Here is a 14,520-nt window from a genome sequence, read left to right on the forward strand (position 1 = left end):
CAAGGAGTAGTATAATAAGCTATAGGTGCCCTCTCCTTCCCTCTATTGAATCTGCAATAACCGTTTTTGTGCAGCCTGCGCTGCATTTGATGTTTTATATTGTGAAAGGATTTGTTTTAATGTACGTTTCGCATCATTTTTTCGCCCCTGCTCCCATTGGTTATTTGCAATAGCAAATAACGCCTCTGGTGCACGCGGGTGGGTAGGATATTTAGTTACAATACCCCGCAAGATAAGTGTCGACAACTTATATTTACGCTGTGCGTATAATGCATTGCCGAGCCAATATTGGCTTGTCGGTTGATATAGGCTGTTTGGATATTTCAAAGAAAATGCCTTGAATCCAGAGGCTGCACTTTTGAAATGGCCTTTTTTAAAAAGTTGTAGCGCTGCGTTAAATTCATCTGCTTCACTTGACTGTGCCTTGCCTTGTAAGCGGCTAATCATTTTTTGATGACATTCAAGCTTTTTTAGCCGGGAGTCTAGATCTGTGTAGTAATTATGCTGTTGCGTCTGCAGTACAGTAACTTGATTAATTAAGTCCTCGTTTTTTCCACGCAATATTGCTACCTGCTGATTTAACTGCTCAAAACAATTTACTTGATCAAATATTGCGCGCTGCACAGCAAGTATCTGATTTGATAACAAATTGGCTGTCGCTCGCAGATTAACTACTGCTTGGCGCGTTTCGTTATCGCTAAATAGACTAGCGTGCGCGGGCAAAGCAGAAAATATAACGCTTGTCACAGCTACAGCTATGGCAATTTTCGGTCTACTAAAACGAACATTCATTCGTTAGCATCAATTATTGATGGATAGATAAGATCGGCTCGGCGATTTTGCGCCCATGATGCTTCATCGTGGAACGTCGATGCTGGTTTTTCTTTGCCTAAGCTAACTGCTTCTAGCTGATTTTCATTAGCGCCGAGTAACACTAGCGCGCGACGCACTGATTCAGCACGTTTTTGTCCTAATGCTAGATTGTATTCACTAGTACCGCGCTCGTCAGTGTTACCCTGAATTAATACATAGCAGTTTGGCTGACTTTTCAGATATTCTGCATGGGCTTGCAATATTGGCTGGCACTCCTTGTCGAGGGCAAAGCTATCGAAGTCAAAGTAGATGCTGTCTTTATTAAGTGGGTTATTAAGCTTGTCAACATGGACTTGTTGCACGTCAGCTGGTTCTAGTTGTACACCTGCAGTATCTCTATTAGTATTTGCAACTTCATCTAGTTTAATATTTGAGTGGCACGCCGCTAATGATGCTACCATTAGGATCGTAGATAAAATATGCCATTTAAACTTCATTTCGAGCCTTACTTTTAATACTGAATAAAAGGACCCCAGGCTGGATTATGAACGTTTCCGCCAGAGATTGTTAATATATAATGCATACTGTTATCAGTCGAAACTATTGCTAGTACTTGACGACCATTGACCTGGGTCGCGTAGAGAAGATATTCTCCATTTGCAGAGAAACTTGGTGACTCATCGTATCTTGTATTAGTCAGTACTGTTACTATTCCCGTCGTCAAGTCTTGCAACTTTAGCCTAAATACATTTTCGACGCATGAAATATATGCACACTTCTTACCGTCAGGCGAAATGCGGGCACTCGTATTATAACTTCCATTAAACGTCACGCGCTGCGCTGAGCTATATGATTCTCCCTGGATAGACATCTTATAAATTTGAGGCTGCCCACCCCGGTCGCTAGTAAAGTAAATCGATTGGCCATCTGACGAGAAAGTTGGCTCTGTGTCAATTGAGTAGCTGCGGTTGAGCCGCCGTAAGCCGGATCCATCACTATTGACGATAAAAATCTGCGTATTACCGGTCTTTGATAGCGCCAGCGCGAGCTTCGTGCCATCTGGGGACCATGCTGGCGCACTATTATTCCCTTTTTGGTCGGATATTATCATGCGCTGGCTGGTTAACAAGTTATGAATATAGACGATTGGTTTTTTTCTTTCGAAAGACACATAGGCGAGCTTCGTGCCATCTGGGGACCATGCTGGAGAAATAATCGGCTCTGAACTCGTTAAGGCAACATGTTCGTTTTGACCATTCCAGTCAGAGACTACGAGTTGATAGCGCCCCCTGTAATGCGTTACATACGACAGCTGTGTAGAAAATATACTGCGTGATCCAAGTAGCTTTTCATAGATATAGTCAGCAACCTTATGTGCACTTATATGCAACCCACTTTTTGAACTTACAATTGAAAGCCCACCAAGACTTTGTCGCTTGATTGTATCATACAGGCGGAATCGCACTTCATACTGGCCATTTGTGATCTGAGTAACGCTGCCACTAATAAATGCGCTTGCCCCCTTAGTCTTCCAAATCCCAAAATCAACAGCGTTAGATTCGGATATTGGTGAACTACCTGTGTCGATATTAGTAAATTTTCCACTGCTTACTAAATCATCCCGTATAATCTTAGTAACTTTTTGCGGAAAACTAGTTTCGTTTGAAAAATCTGCGACCGCAATTGGGAAACGAGTCGAGCCTATACCAGTAACGAGCACTGTTAGGTCGGCGATTGCTAATGTACTAGTAGTAACAAATAATAATGTAACTAGCGCTTTTAGCCCTAGTTTTTTTATCAATCCCATAGATTTATTCTCTAACTACGTTATAGCAATACGTTTATCTAGACGGGGTAATTAGGGGAAACGAGGTAACTAGTCTCCCCAAGCTAAATTTATATTGAGCATCCATTGAGGTAAGTAATAGATGCGCCTCGGTTAGCTGTCATCATCTATCGGTAGGCCGTATTTGGATATTGAAGCTCCTTGGTGCCTTGCCATAGATATCCAGCGGCATTGGATTAGACCGCTGAACTGCCCGCCGCGCCGCCTCATCCCACTGTGGGTTACCACTACTACGTATAATATGTAGATTAAGTATCATACCGTTGGGTGCGCAGCATACAGTAATTAATGTATCTAATCCTTTAGTAGTCCCAGCCCAAAAAATATTAGGTCGTACACGGTGCCGTACCTTGTCCCCATAGCCAGCTGATATTTCTGTTATATCGTTTCCTGTACCTGTGCTTTTTGAGGTCACTGCGGCATCATTCTTAGCCATATCGCTGTTAGACAAATCCTGTAACTGAGATAGCCATACTTGTCGTTCCTTCTCAAGCTTTGGGTGCATCGCCTGTTTTATCTGAACTGCTTGCTGTTTTTGTTGTTTTGTAGCTGGGGTAGGCTTTTCCTGCCACTTCTGTAGTTTGCGGTCTGCTATTTTTTTCGAGGCGTGTTGCTTATATTTCTTATAGTTTTGTTGTCCAGATTTCTGATGCAGGAGCTCCCGTTCAGTTATTTGACTTTGATGTTTCATTTCCTGTTGCCTGTGCTGATCTTCCCGTAGTAACGTAATGTTTGTTTCCTTAGGATATTCTCGTAGAGACGTATAAGTAGGAGAAGACTTAGCTGGTACTTTCGGTATATCCGCCCAAATTTCTACTGCGGTACTGATAGTAGCTATAGGAGGAGGGCATTGAACTCTGTTACATAAAAAGAACAAGAGCAAAATATGCATGAGTATAGCAAGCATAAATGCATACAGTGTGCTGCGCGCTGGTATACATTGAAGTAAATATCCTAATTTTGGTTTCATATCGGATTAACAAACAACCCGATGTGCTTCACGCCGTTTACTTTCAGCTCTGATACAAGGTTCATCACAATTTCATATTTGAGTGACTTATCTGCGCCAATCACAACCGTCTGGCCGGGATATACTAGCATCCGCTTGGCAATGAAGTAGTTCAGATCTGATAGTGTTATTGGCAATTCTTGCATAGAATTTGATGTATCATCGTTATACTTAACGCTTATTGTACTGTCAGACTTAATATTAACGATAACAGGCGGTTTCTGTTGTTCTGAGACAGTATTGCTAACCGAAGGTAACTTGATAATTGATGGCGAGAGAATCGGAGTAGTTACCATAAAAATAACAAGCAAAACAAATAGTACGTCGATGTACGAAACGACGTTAATATCAGACATCGCGCGTCGCGAACGACTGCCGCGTAGATTAGAACCGATTAGAGCGCCGGCCATCGGGTTTCCCTTGAGTGAACTTGCCGTTGCAAAATATTTAAAAATTCTTCGATAAAGCTTTCAAAGTGAATTGATAGCCGATCAATATTATGAGCATAGCGATTATAAGCAACTAGCGCAGGGATGGCAGCGAACAGACCAACGGCAGTAGCGACTAACGTCTCGGCAATACCTGGTGCGATGCTAGGCAGTGTGGCCTGTTGCACGTTCGAAAGTGCGCGGAATACATTCATAATTCCCAACACGGTGCCAAATAGACCAATATAAGGGCTTACTGAGGCAACTGATGCAAGAAATGCAAGATTTATCTCTAGGGCGTCTATTTCACGCTGGAAAGTAGCACACATCGCTCGACGTGCGCTATCCAATATCGCGCTAGGTCTGACTCCCAGTGTTTCCTTAGCATTTAAAAACTCTCGCATACCCGACTCGAATATCCGCTCGAGAGCGCCAATTGTAAGTCGATTGTTTTCCGCCTTTTGGTAAAGAGTATACAAGTCACTACTTAACCAAAATTCGCGCTCAAAGGATTCGGTCTGTCTGCGAGCACGATGAATCGAAACCCATTTTTGGAGAATAAAAGTCCAGGATATCAGTGACAACAATAGCAATAATGCCATGATAGATTGTGCTAGCAGACTAGCGTTTAATACGAGCGGAATAATCGAAAGGTCTTGTACGTTATTCATAATGATTTATCGAATGAACTAGATCGATTTATGTGCTATGCGTGTCAATGTATGTTACGTGTTCGCGCACTATAAGTTCCGGGAAATGTAATGCGCCAAGAAGCGATTAGTATCTAGTTTCAGGAGGCCGAACAAGCTAGATATTAATAAGCCGAATATAATCTGAACAGGTTATGCTAGTAGATAGCATCTAGGCCGAAACTTAACCCCTGCTAATAAATATGAAGTGATGCAGAGGCAGGCTTCTCTATTCGGCTCTAATAATAAGCTCGTCAGCTAGATAAATAAGTATCATCGCCTGATAAGCAATAGCAGTTCTTCGTATATCTAACGGGCCGGGTCTGTTCAGGATATACATATATCAGACAAGCATATCTGATCTGGTCTATCGTTTTAGGTAAGCAAATGTCCATTTGCAAGATTCTACCGGAACGGATATGATGGTTCTAAATAAATAAACAGTTATTTTAATGACAAGTTTGGTTGCCTATTTAGCACCCTTCCAATACTCTAGTTTAAGATAACTAATAATTAGCGACTTATAAATCTGAAAATAAAGCTATTATAAGACAGTGACAGTAGTCTTGCTTCCGTATAAACAACCGTGATCTGACTATATCACTAGCGTTATGCTAGCCCGGCTATCTTGTCCTTACGTTACCAGAAACCTCTTTTCGTTAAGACGTTATAGGAGTACATCCCTACCAGGGTGTTACTATCTATCGATTTATTTAATCGTTTAAACGTTAAAGGAAACTACGCATGTTTGGTAAAGCTGAGCAAACTATTGCAAGCTGTGATCCACAAATCTGGCAAGCGATTCAAAATGAGCACCACCGACAAGAACACCACATTGAACTTATCGCATCGGAAAACTATGCAAGCCCGGCAGTAATGGCAGCTCAAGGATCTCAACTAACTAATAAGTACGCAGAAGGGTATCCTAAAAAGCGCTACTATGGCGGCTGCGAGTACGTTGATATGGTTGAGCAGTTGGCAATCGAAAGAATTAAACAGCTATTTGGCGCAGAAGCTGCAAACGTACAACCTAATTCGGGTTCGCAGGCTAATCAGGGAGTATTCTTTGCGCTCCTTAATCCAGGCGATACGATTATGGGAATGAGTCTTGCGCACGGCGGACATTTAACACACGGTTCACCAGTCAATTTATCCGGTAAATGGTTTAATGTTGTTAGCTACGGGCTAAATAAAAATGAGGATATCGACTACGATTCCGCTGAGCAAATCGCATACCAACATAAACCGAAGCTTCTAATTGCGGGCGCATCGGCATTTTCTCTGCATATCGACTTCAAACGCCTAGCACAGATTGCAAAGTCAGTCGGAGCGTATTTCATGGTAGACATGGCCCATTATGCAGGGTTAATTGCAGCTGGCGTCTATCCAAGTCCAGTGCCACATGCCGACTTCGTAACAACGACTACACACAAGAGCTTACGTGGCCCGCGAGGCGGCGCAATCTTAATGAAAGCGGGGTATGAGAAGGCAATTAATTCAGCTATTTTTCCGGGCATCCAAGGTGGTCCCTTAATGCATGTGATTGCAGCAAAAGCTATTGCGTTTAAAGAAGCGCTGACACCGGAGTTCAAAATCTACCAGAAACAGGTTGTAGATAACGCGCGCGTGCTTTCAGAAACTCTGATAAATCGTGGATTACGGATCGTGTCTGGACGAACTGAAAGTCACTTGATGCTGGTCGATTTACGTTCGAAACAGATCACAGGTAAAAATGCAGAAGTTATACTAGATGCTGCATGTATTACTGTAAACAAGAATGCGATTCCAAATGACCCGGAAAAGCCATTTATAACTAGTGGTATACGGCTTGGCTCTCCAGCGATAACTACCCGTGGCTTCAGATCGCCTCAGGCTAAGCATATCGGTAATCTAATTGCTGATGTGCTTGACAATCCAGATAATGCCACAACTGAGCGAGTACGAGAGCAGATTGCTAAACTTACATGTCAGTTTCCAGTGTATAAGTGAGCTACGGGATAAATTATTATGCGCTGCCCGTTTTGCTGGCATGATGATACTCATGTAGTAGATTCGCGTGTGTCGGAAGATAGTACGGCGATTCGCCGCCGCCGCCGATGTCCAGCTTGTGATAAACGTTTTACAACATACGAGCGTATTGAGCTTGTATTACCAACGGTTATTAAGAGTGATGGAACACGAGTAGAATTTGATCGTAGAAAAATACTATCTAGTATGCAACTTGCTTTACGCAAGCGCCCTATAGCTGCTGAAACAATTGATGAAGTAGTTGCGCGTATTGAGTATCAATTACTAGCTTCCGGTGAACGTGAGGTACATAGCAAATGGTTCGGTGAGTTAGTAATGAAAGAATTACGAAAGATCGACGAGATTGCTTATGTACGTTTTGCATCGGTGTATAGACGATTTGAAGATGTTTCTGAGTTCAAAAATCTAATTGATGAATTTGGTCGGTCTTCAGCTGAAGTAGTCCGATCCTAAGTCGAAGAGGCTGCTATCATAGCTCTTTAAAGGCGTTATCACGTTTCTATTTTAGATAATTTCCATGCTATAGAGCCTATATATCATCGATGATATATTCTGATTTAGACATCTCTAATGTACTAATTCCCCAACCTAAAAATAACCTTTTTAAGGTTAAGGCGCCACCGTAAACAGCAGCTATGCTATAGGTTTGCAAGAGGAGTTCTACTGATTCATGTATCGTTGTAATCTCTATATCGAGGCTGCTAATGACTGAGAACAACTAAGTTATGTCGTATAGCATAAAATGCAGTACTGTTTAAAATTCTCTTATTCTATAAAATAAATTTATAGATTATGCTGAGCCATCAGCGGTTTTATACTCTTTAGGGTTGTTTTGTAATAAAAAATACGCTCTATAAAAAGCGCATCTGCTTCCTATTATGTATACCGATTTGTTACGGGTTATTAAAATCGCGCTATGCTAGCTTAGATTCATATTATTTGACAATAGCCGTCAACTGTAAAATATAGATTTCTCAACCTGTTAGTGTATAGGGGTTAACTGGGTGGTAAATGTTTCGGTAGTTAACGAAACTATCTATCTATTTTTTTAGACTAAGGAGAGGGTCAAAAATAGATAGATACTATCTTATACACAATTATTAGCTTATAGAATATATTGCACTAACGCATTGAGGGCTATAGTAACTTATAGTCTATAAGGATTTTAAGCCTGTTCAACAATGTAGGCGTTGCGCAGTTTAAGCCAGCATAGCTCTATATTCTATACCTACTATATTGCGATATACCTCTCATGTAAAAACCGTCATATAAGCAATATAAATGCAAGCCTGTCGCTACGCGAGAAATTTTTAGTACAGCAAGAAAAGATATTCATCCTGAAATAGAGAAGTGTTAATTGGATCAATTCTAGAAATTGATAATAATCACGTTCTACTCTTATACGCTGTTTTGGAACATCAGTAAACGGTAGTCGCACGATGTTTTTAACGTACCGCTTTCCATAGATTATAGCTTGTCCAGACAGCAGCACTGATTACGGTCCACTTTAGTAAGTGTTTAAAATTTCGGATCACTAGGCGACGTACAGAGCCAGCTAATGTAGCCGATATTATCGAACTAAGCACTGGATACTGATTAAGTGATTCACAGATAGCTGCTGGAAGTCCACTTAATACGCGGCATCGGCTAATTCCTGGAATTAGCCACTTAATCCAGCTAAGTTTTGAGACGCCTTGACGTATCTCCTCACTAGCATTAGCGATATCAATTCGATTACGATGTGCACGCGCAAGCAATACCTCTTTACGCAACTTCCGTACCTTAATCTTAGAGTAATTTGACTCTTGGGGTGGAGCTAGCTGAGTAAGATAGCTATTTGAATAGAGGTTATTCATGGCGATGACTTGTGAAAAACAGCTCGATCTTTATCGAATTCAGACAGCGTTTCCTCGAAGATTAAAGGTCCTTTACGAATACCGGCGCACGCTTTTTTCATACAGACATAGGCCCCGACGAAGTGTAGCACAGTTAGTATAGCCAATGCTTGCCATCGGTACGTTTCCCAAAAAGCTAAGGCAATTAGTATTGTAAGGGTAATTAGCCCTATCGTCGCAAACATCGTAGCTAGAAGACAGGAGAAGAATATGCTTAGCAGCCGTTCTTTTTCTTCTGCGAGTTCGATACTGATTAGTTCTAATCGCGTTTGGAGAAGACAAAAAACCGATTCGATGAGGCGTCGAAGCGAGCGATAAATTAGAGATGTCGGTTGAATGTTTTTGCTCATCAGCAGACCCGCGCGAAGCGCAGCAGACGGAACGTTTTGTTAGCCAACGCGCGCCGCGTATGCGGGACACAGTGAGACTAAGCATTAGTAAGCACGATGATGCGAATGCATCGTCGCACTAGACACTATTTTCGGTTAATCAGCAGTCCAATTAATATACCGAGGCCAGCGGCGACACTGATAGATGTCCATGGGTGGTCGTGGACATAATCATCTGTAGCGCGAGCGGCTTTCTTACCTTTTTTTACAACTACAACTTGGACATCTCCCGCCTTTTCTTTTGCTTGTCTTAGACGCATAAGCGCTTTTTCACGTAATTCCGTCGCACGCTCGCCAGTTGTACTCGCTGCTTGTTTGAGCAGGTCTTCTGCATCTGACAGAACAGTTTTTATATCCGACATTAGATTTTCCTTATTAACTTCCATTATAACTGATCCTATGAAAAACTTATTATTACTCATGCACTCTAACAGATAGTCATCTCATCCGAATAAAGAGAGATACAAGCTAAGTAAGAGTTGCTCAAAGCCATACTAATACCAGACAAGAAGTAAATTTTTACTGAATTAAATAGCGCACATACTTATTTTGCTATGTAGGTGTAGATTATACATATAAAGTTGAGAGGGTAGTTATACATTTAGAGTAAAAGTGGTACTAAGTGTACTGCTATTCTGCCCCTAAAGCACATCTTAGATGTGGAAGATTTTAGTATTGTTGACTAATTATATAGAGTCTTTGATTGCTATCGATGCTATAGGTATAGTCTTGTGTATCTTTTTTGTACATCTATTAATAATAACATTAGTTGTACTTAGTGATAAGATTTTGTAGACGAAAAAATTAAGGGCGATAATACTTAGTTATATAAGTAACTCACCCCATAAGCATATAAATCTTAACGAATAGCATTCGTTATTTACATTTTTTTAAAAAAAATTTAATTTAAAATTTCTAAAAATAGAAAGCGCTCGATACTAACAAATACATATAATAAGCATATGCCCTAATAGCATTAAAGGGTAGGGTCTAAAAAACCGATGAAAGAATAGTTAAAATTTAAGAAATACTGATTAAGTAATCATGATAACTTAACTAAATAAATTTTTACTTTTTATAAAAATATTTTTTATTAAAAATTATTTTATATACACATTTTTTCAAAATATCGAGAAGGGCGTACGTAATTCATGGTACTAAAGCACATGTTTAAAGGTATGGAAAGCACTCTACAAATATTATTTGTATAAATAAAAGTTTCTATAAATTTTCTATACAATTTATATAAAATAAAGGTATTATAGATGTTGATTATCTTCTTGAGATCAGGAGATTAATCTAAAATATAAAAATTAATTATTTTTAGATAAATATTATACAGTAAGTTACCAACTAAATTTTAGTTTTTTAGTAAAAAACTAACTTCATTAAATATATTTATATTAAATAAATTAATTAATTTTAAGAGTAATAAAGATTACTAATATAATTCTAAATATTTTTACGGAAATATAAAATATAATAGCAATACCCAACTTGTATAGTATTTCGACTAGTGAAATAAGAAATAAATTTAAGCGCTGATAGCCTACTTAATTTTTATATTTAAATTGATATTTCTTAAAATTTTACTAATGTAAATCATCTCTTTTTCAAAGAAGACTATTTTATATAAAAATTCTAGTGGTAAAGTTAAAATAACTAAGTAATATTTAGTGAGTGAGTTTAGAACTAAAAAGTTATTTAATTTCTAAAAATTAAACTTTAGATCTTAAACAAGACTAACATTCTATGAAAAGTTAACGTTAAATACGTATAGTAATTTACTTATCTAAAGTATCACAGACAACTTAATCTTTTAAGCTGATTCATTTATTTAAATCCGACTATTTCCTAGGACGTACAGCTGATATTTATGGTATTAGGGTACTCCTGCCTCAGATAGCTCTAATAAATAGAGCGGATAATCTTACCGCAAGCTTATGTCAGGCTATAGAAGCAATAGATTAATTAGTACCAGAATAGTACAGATTTACTACGTGACGCTCTCAGTGAGAAGGCGTATACCTCCTTTGTTAAAAGAGGATATTTGATCATATTGCATCAATTTTTATAGCTTGTAACTTCTAAAAGTTTAAGCTTTTTCAAGGAAATAACTAAACTCTAGAATGTTAACCCCGCTAAATCTAACTAGATATACTAAAATATTTCTACAGTTGTTAGACTTGCTAAGTGATATAGAGAAATAAATTTCTAGGGATCTAATCTTTAGATTTCCGTTATCTATAGCCCTCAGATTCTAAAAAAATTTAAGGAGTAGAGATAGGCGCCTAAGATAAGCAATCATGTATCTATTTATAGATAACCTTTAAGACAAAAACAATATATACGTGGTCCCCACAATATTCAATTTTTAGAGAAACCCGAGTAACTATATAAATAGTTACATTTTTGATCGCGATCCATAACTGCAAAAGCTACGGTACTAATTTCTTAGTTAGTAATGAAATATGTGCCTAGAATAGAAGAAGATGTTAGCCCTAAGACTATGCTTTCTCCTAGCTACTCTGATAGTATCGAGAGACCTAACTATTTTAGGTAAGGCTTACTTGCATCTACAAATTAAATATACCGTTGTTATTTTTACTCTCTTATAAAGCAAGCCGTATAGATGCGCTATATTAATATATATAGAATATCCGGTTAAAGATCATTCTAGAATGGTTTGAGGCTTGCCTTAATGCCCCTAAAATGTATTGCGATTCTCACACAGAAAAAACAGCGATAGTTCTTGAAAAGAAGCAGCCTGGTAAACTGCTTATTTTATTCCTAATAATCTTAGATAGCTTACTCGGATACTATCCGTACTTAACAGTGTATTGGTCGGAGCGATAGGATTCGAACCTACGACCCTCTGATCCCAAATCAGATGCGCTACCAGGCTGCGCTACGCTCCGTAAATTTATTATAGTCTAATGCTTGATACAGCGTCAATTTTTTAATTGTATTGTGTCAATATATTGCACTAGAATTAATAAGATATCTGTTAACATAACGGTTAATCATGCGTGCATTTCTGCTATTATATATGCAGGGTATACCGATTTTATGTCTAGATTTAGTGAAATAGTCATGCCGATTGACAATATTATTAACGAGTAAAAAAGATACTTTAGTAACTTAAAAGCCTATATGAGCTCGACCTGTTCGTATTTTTGTTAGAAAATCATTTTTAAAACCTTCTAAGGAGCGGCGCATCTTCTGCTCCACGTCTTTCTTAATATCTTCGATAGTCATCAGACCTCCTAAACAATATAGCCTAATACTAATAAGCTACACAGGAATAGGTTATATTGACGGTTTTTCCCGCCCCGACTGTTTATACATGTACTAGTGTGCCTTCGTTACCGCCTTGTGTTAATTAAATTAATGCCTCTCTTTCGGATAAGAGCAAGATTACCCAATTTTTATAGTTAAATGTCAGATTCGAAGTTAGACAACAAGGCTGTCGTGCCGAGCACAAAAGCCTATAAAAATGGAACATCAGTTATTTTTCGACTGTTTGTGCACAGCATTTAAGTTATACGCATCGCTGATATTGTTATGTGTTTTTAGCGGATAGCGGTTTAGCTAGACAGCATGAATATAATATGCTTAATGCTTAATGAATTGACATGATCATAAAAGTTTTTAAAGAGTTTTGAACTATATCTAAATTAAGTAAACCATTATAGTGCGCATTCCAAGAAACAGATAGGTTTCTGCTACTATGACTATAGAAATTACTCAATAACTTGAGGTGCCGAAAATTGAGAATTTTACTTTTATTAATGCTCTATACTATGGTATAGCTTATAATTATAAGTATTTATAGCGGCTAGTGCATTCTAAGTATGCTAACTAGTTATTAGATAATCGTCATATTGGGAAATATAGCTAAATGTCTTTAAAAGAGATGTTTTATGGTTTGTTATCGATTTGTTCGAATACAATTTTTTAAAAAATCTCTTGTGAGCCTTATATTTATACTACTTTTAAGTGTCTCTTAGAGTATAACTAAATTGTTTGCAGGCAGTAAAACTGTATATAATCTGGTGCTAGCACATACTAGCACCAGATTATATACAGCGTTTGAGCGTTAACTTTAAATTATTTTCTATATAGTGATAGTAAATATTAATGTAGCTTCTTTAATTTACTAAAATTATGTACTAAGGACAAATTTAGCTTTGTATACAATCATAACATGCACATGTGTCTAGGACTTAATGTGCATTTAAGTAGGCCGTATTAGATGGGCGTCATATAATACTAGTTACTGACTATAGAAATAGATTTCTCACTCAGAGGCTAAGAATCGCTAATCTAGTATAGATATTTTTATGCTAAAGAGTTACTTAAAGTGCTTTAGCTATTTATGTGAAAATGTGGCTGAGTGATAGCGATATTAGTATACTAATAATTAATAGTACGTTATTAAAACGTATTTAATAATATCTTTTTAAGATATCCAAGCTAGTTATAGCAGTATACTATTTTTAGTTTAAATTTAAATAAATAAGAATTATTAAGAGCATCAATTTTAGGGCGTATACGCTATAAATTTATAGTGGTTTTATTACAAAGTACAATTTTAAAAAAAATTAGTCAGGGCATTATCTTTTAAGATAAAAATCTCTACTCTAGAGTAGAGTAGACGGAGCGCATACGGTATAATACAGTCTACACTTACCGCTCTTAGCTCAGTTGGATAGAGCAACGGCCTTCTAAGCCGTAGGTCGCAGGTTCAAATCCTGCAGAGCGGACTAATGAATTGCAATAATTAAATTGTATAACCGTAAACAGATCACGTCTATACAATTGAAAAGCATTTACTAAAAAATGAGCTATTAGATATAATAGTCGCTTTTTTAGAAAAAAATCAGATCATAGTTTTTATAAAAAAGTATACTATTTTTTTAAAAATGAGACTTTTTTAAAAAAATTAATTACAATTAGTTACTCTAAAAAATAATTAAAATTCTTTCTAAGAAAATATCTATATGACCTATTTAGATTAGCGCTGTTTTGCGTTAATAGCATCATTCAGTACGTCCATACGCTAAACGTAATTACAAATTCAAGCTCGACTTGAATACTAATATCTATTTAAGCAAGATCTAGAATCTATCTAGGCGAAAACTAATAGGGTGTCGTTATATGGCATAAATTTTTTGGAAAACTAAAAGGCATATCACAATTATTAATTCATCGAAGTCCTAGTTTTTAAATGCAACTAGCTATACTGCGTTCTTTTCTTAGAAAATATTTCTTGTAAGCAAGTTTAAGGCCAGCGTGCATTATTCTCGCTTGGTTAAGAGTAATGGAAACGCAAAACTTTTATTACGCTATCTCCACATGAAACTAATATAAAATGTTGAGAACTAAGTACTAATCTAATTTGCTAGACTCAATGCACCGAT

The 14,520-nt window shown here is 37.6% G+C and carries 11 protein-coding genes, 2 tRNA genes and 1 pseudogene; 3 read left to right on the plus strand and 11 right to left on the minus strand.

Features of this window, described 5'->3' with window-relative positions:
- Positions 1-42 precede the first annotated feature (42 nt).
- The 6 genes from ybgF to tolQ form a co-directional block, all read right to left on the minus strand.
- Complete coding sequence (ybgF, locus tag K0T93_RS01460; RefSeq protein ID WP_225721632.1) at positions 43-792, minus strand: tol-pal system protein YbgF; 750 nt, start codon at positions 790-792, stop codon at positions 43-45.
- Complete coding sequence (gene pal / locus K0T93_RS01465; protein ID WP_225721633.1) at positions 789-1,310, minus strand: peptidoglycan-associated lipoprotein Pal; 522 nt, start codon at positions 1,308-1,310, stop codon at positions 789-791. The genes ybgF and pal overlap by 4 nt, the downstream gene beginning before the upstream one ends.
- 14 nt (positions 1,311-1,324) lie before the next feature.
- Entirely contained in the window at positions 1,325-2,620 is a 1,296-nt protein-coding gene (gene tolB, locus K0T93_RS01470) for a Tol-Pal system beta propeller repeat protein TolB (RefSeq protein WP_225721634.1), read from the minus strand.
- 142 nt (positions 2,621-2,762) lie between these two features.
- On the minus strand, positions 2,763-3,551 hold the full coding sequence (locus tag K0T93_RS01475) for a cell envelope integrity protein TolA (protein ID WP_225721635.1): 789 nt from the start codon (positions 3,549-3,551) through the stop codon (positions 2,763-2,765).
- A 74-nt stretch (positions 3,552-3,625) separates the two neighbouring features.
- On the minus strand, positions 3,626-4,078 hold the full coding sequence (locus tag K0T93_RS01480; protein WP_225721636.1) for a biopolymer transporter ExbD: 453 nt from the start codon (positions 4,076-4,078) through the stop codon (positions 3,626-3,628).
- Positions 4,063-4,767, minus strand: coding sequence for a protein TolQ (gene tolQ / locus K0T93_RS01485; protein WP_225721637.1), 705 nt, complete (start codon positions 4,765-4,767; stop codon positions 4,063-4,065). Before tolQ ends, K0T93_RS01480 begins: the two co-directional genes overlap by 16 nt.
- 762 nt (positions 4,768-5,529) lie before the next feature.
- Here tolQ and glyA point away from each other — a divergent pair.
- Both glyA and nrdR read left to right on the plus strand, forming a co-directional pair.
- Positions 5,530-6,774, plus strand: a complete 1,245-nt coding sequence (glyA, locus tag K0T93_RS01490; protein WP_225721638.1) for a serine hydroxymethyltransferase — start codon at positions 5,530-5,532, stop codon at positions 6,772-6,774.
- 18 nt (positions 6,775-6,792) lie between these two features.
- Positions 6,793-7,266: a transcriptional regulator NrdR gene (nrdR, locus tag K0T93_RS01495; RefSeq protein ID WP_225721639.1), complete on the plus strand. Its 474-nt coding sequence runs from the start codon at positions 6,793-6,795 to the stop codon at positions 7,264-7,266.
- A gap of 992 nt (positions 7,267-8,258) precedes the next feature.
- Here nrdR and K0T93_RS01500 read toward each other — a convergent pair.
- The 5 genes and pseudogenes from K0T93_RS01500 to K0T93_RS01520 form a co-directional block, all read right to left on the minus strand.
- Positions 8,259-8,669, minus strand: a complete 411-nt coding sequence (locus tag K0T93_RS01500; protein WP_225721640.1) for a DUF3318 domain-containing protein — start codon at positions 8,667-8,669, stop codon at positions 8,259-8,261.
- Positions 8,666-9,058: a phage holin family protein gene (locus tag K0T93_RS01505; RefSeq protein WP_225721641.1), complete on the minus strand. Its 393-nt coding sequence runs from the start codon at positions 9,056-9,058 to the stop codon at positions 8,666-8,668. Before K0T93_RS01505 ends, K0T93_RS01500 begins: the two co-directional genes overlap by 4 nt.
- A 125-nt stretch (positions 9,059-9,183) precedes the next feature.
- Entirely contained in the window at positions 9,184-9,486 is a 303-nt protein-coding gene (locus tag K0T93_RS01510) for a DUF883 family protein (RefSeq protein ID WP_225721756.1), read from the minus strand.
- 2,452 nt (positions 9,487-11,938) lie between these two features.
- A tRNA-Pro gene (locus K0T93_RS01515) sits at positions 11,939-12,015 on the minus strand.
- Positions 12,016-12,244: 229 nt separating this feature from the next.
- A pseudogene (locus K0T93_RS01520) lies at positions 12,245-12,355 on the minus strand (ribosome recycling factor); the annotation flags it as partial.
- Between the two features lie 1,434 nt (positions 12,356-13,789).
- Between K0T93_RS01520 and K0T93_RS01525 the strand changes: the two are divergent.
- Positions 13,790-13,863: transfer RNA gene (locus K0T93_RS01525), tRNA-Arg, on the plus strand.
- The last annotated feature ends 657 nt before the right edge of the window (positions 13,864-14,520 follow it).

This window comes from Candidatus Vallotiella sp. (ex Adelges kitamiensis), from assembly GCF_020342435.1.
Taxonomy (GTDB): domain Bacteria; phylum Pseudomonadota; class Gammaproteobacteria; order Burkholderiales; family Burkholderiaceae; genus Mycetohabitans.

Coding starts and splice junctions, on each gene's coding strand:
- ybgF (WP_225721632.1), bottom strand. CDS start 792: ATGAATGTTCGTTTTAGTAGACCGAAAATTGCCATAGCTGTAGCTGTG.
- pal (WP_225721633.1), bottom strand. CDS start 1,310: ATGAAGTTTAAATGGCATATTTTATCTACGATCCTAATGGTAGCATCA.
- tolB (WP_225721634.1), bottom strand. CDS start 2,620: ATGGGATTGATAAAAAAACTAGGGCTAAAAGCGCTAGTTACATTATTA.
- K0T93_RS01475 (WP_225721635.1), bottom strand. CDS start 3,551: ATGCATATTTTGCTCTTGTTCTTTTTATGTAACAGAGTTCAATGCCCT.
- K0T93_RS01480 (WP_225721636.1), bottom strand. CDS start 4,078: ATGGCCGGCGCTCTAATCGGTTCTAATCTACGCGGCAGTCGTTCGCGA.
- tolQ (WP_225721637.1), bottom strand. CDS start 4,767: ATGAATAACGTACAAGACCTTTCGATTATTCCGCTCGTATTAAACGCT.
- glyA (WP_225721638.1), top strand. CDS start 5,530: ATGTTTGGTAAAGCTGAGCAAACTATTGCAAGCTGTGATCCACAAATC.
- nrdR (WP_225721639.1), top strand. CDS start 6,793: ATGCGCTGCCCGTTTTGCTGGCATGATGATACTCATGTAGTAGATTCG.
- K0T93_RS01500 (WP_225721640.1), bottom strand. CDS start 8,669: ATGAATAACCTCTATTCAAATAGCTATCTTACTCAGCTAGCTCCACCC.
- K0T93_RS01505 (WP_225721641.1), bottom strand. CDS start 9,058: ATGAGCAAAAACATTCAACCGACATCTCTAATTTATCGCTCGCTTCGA.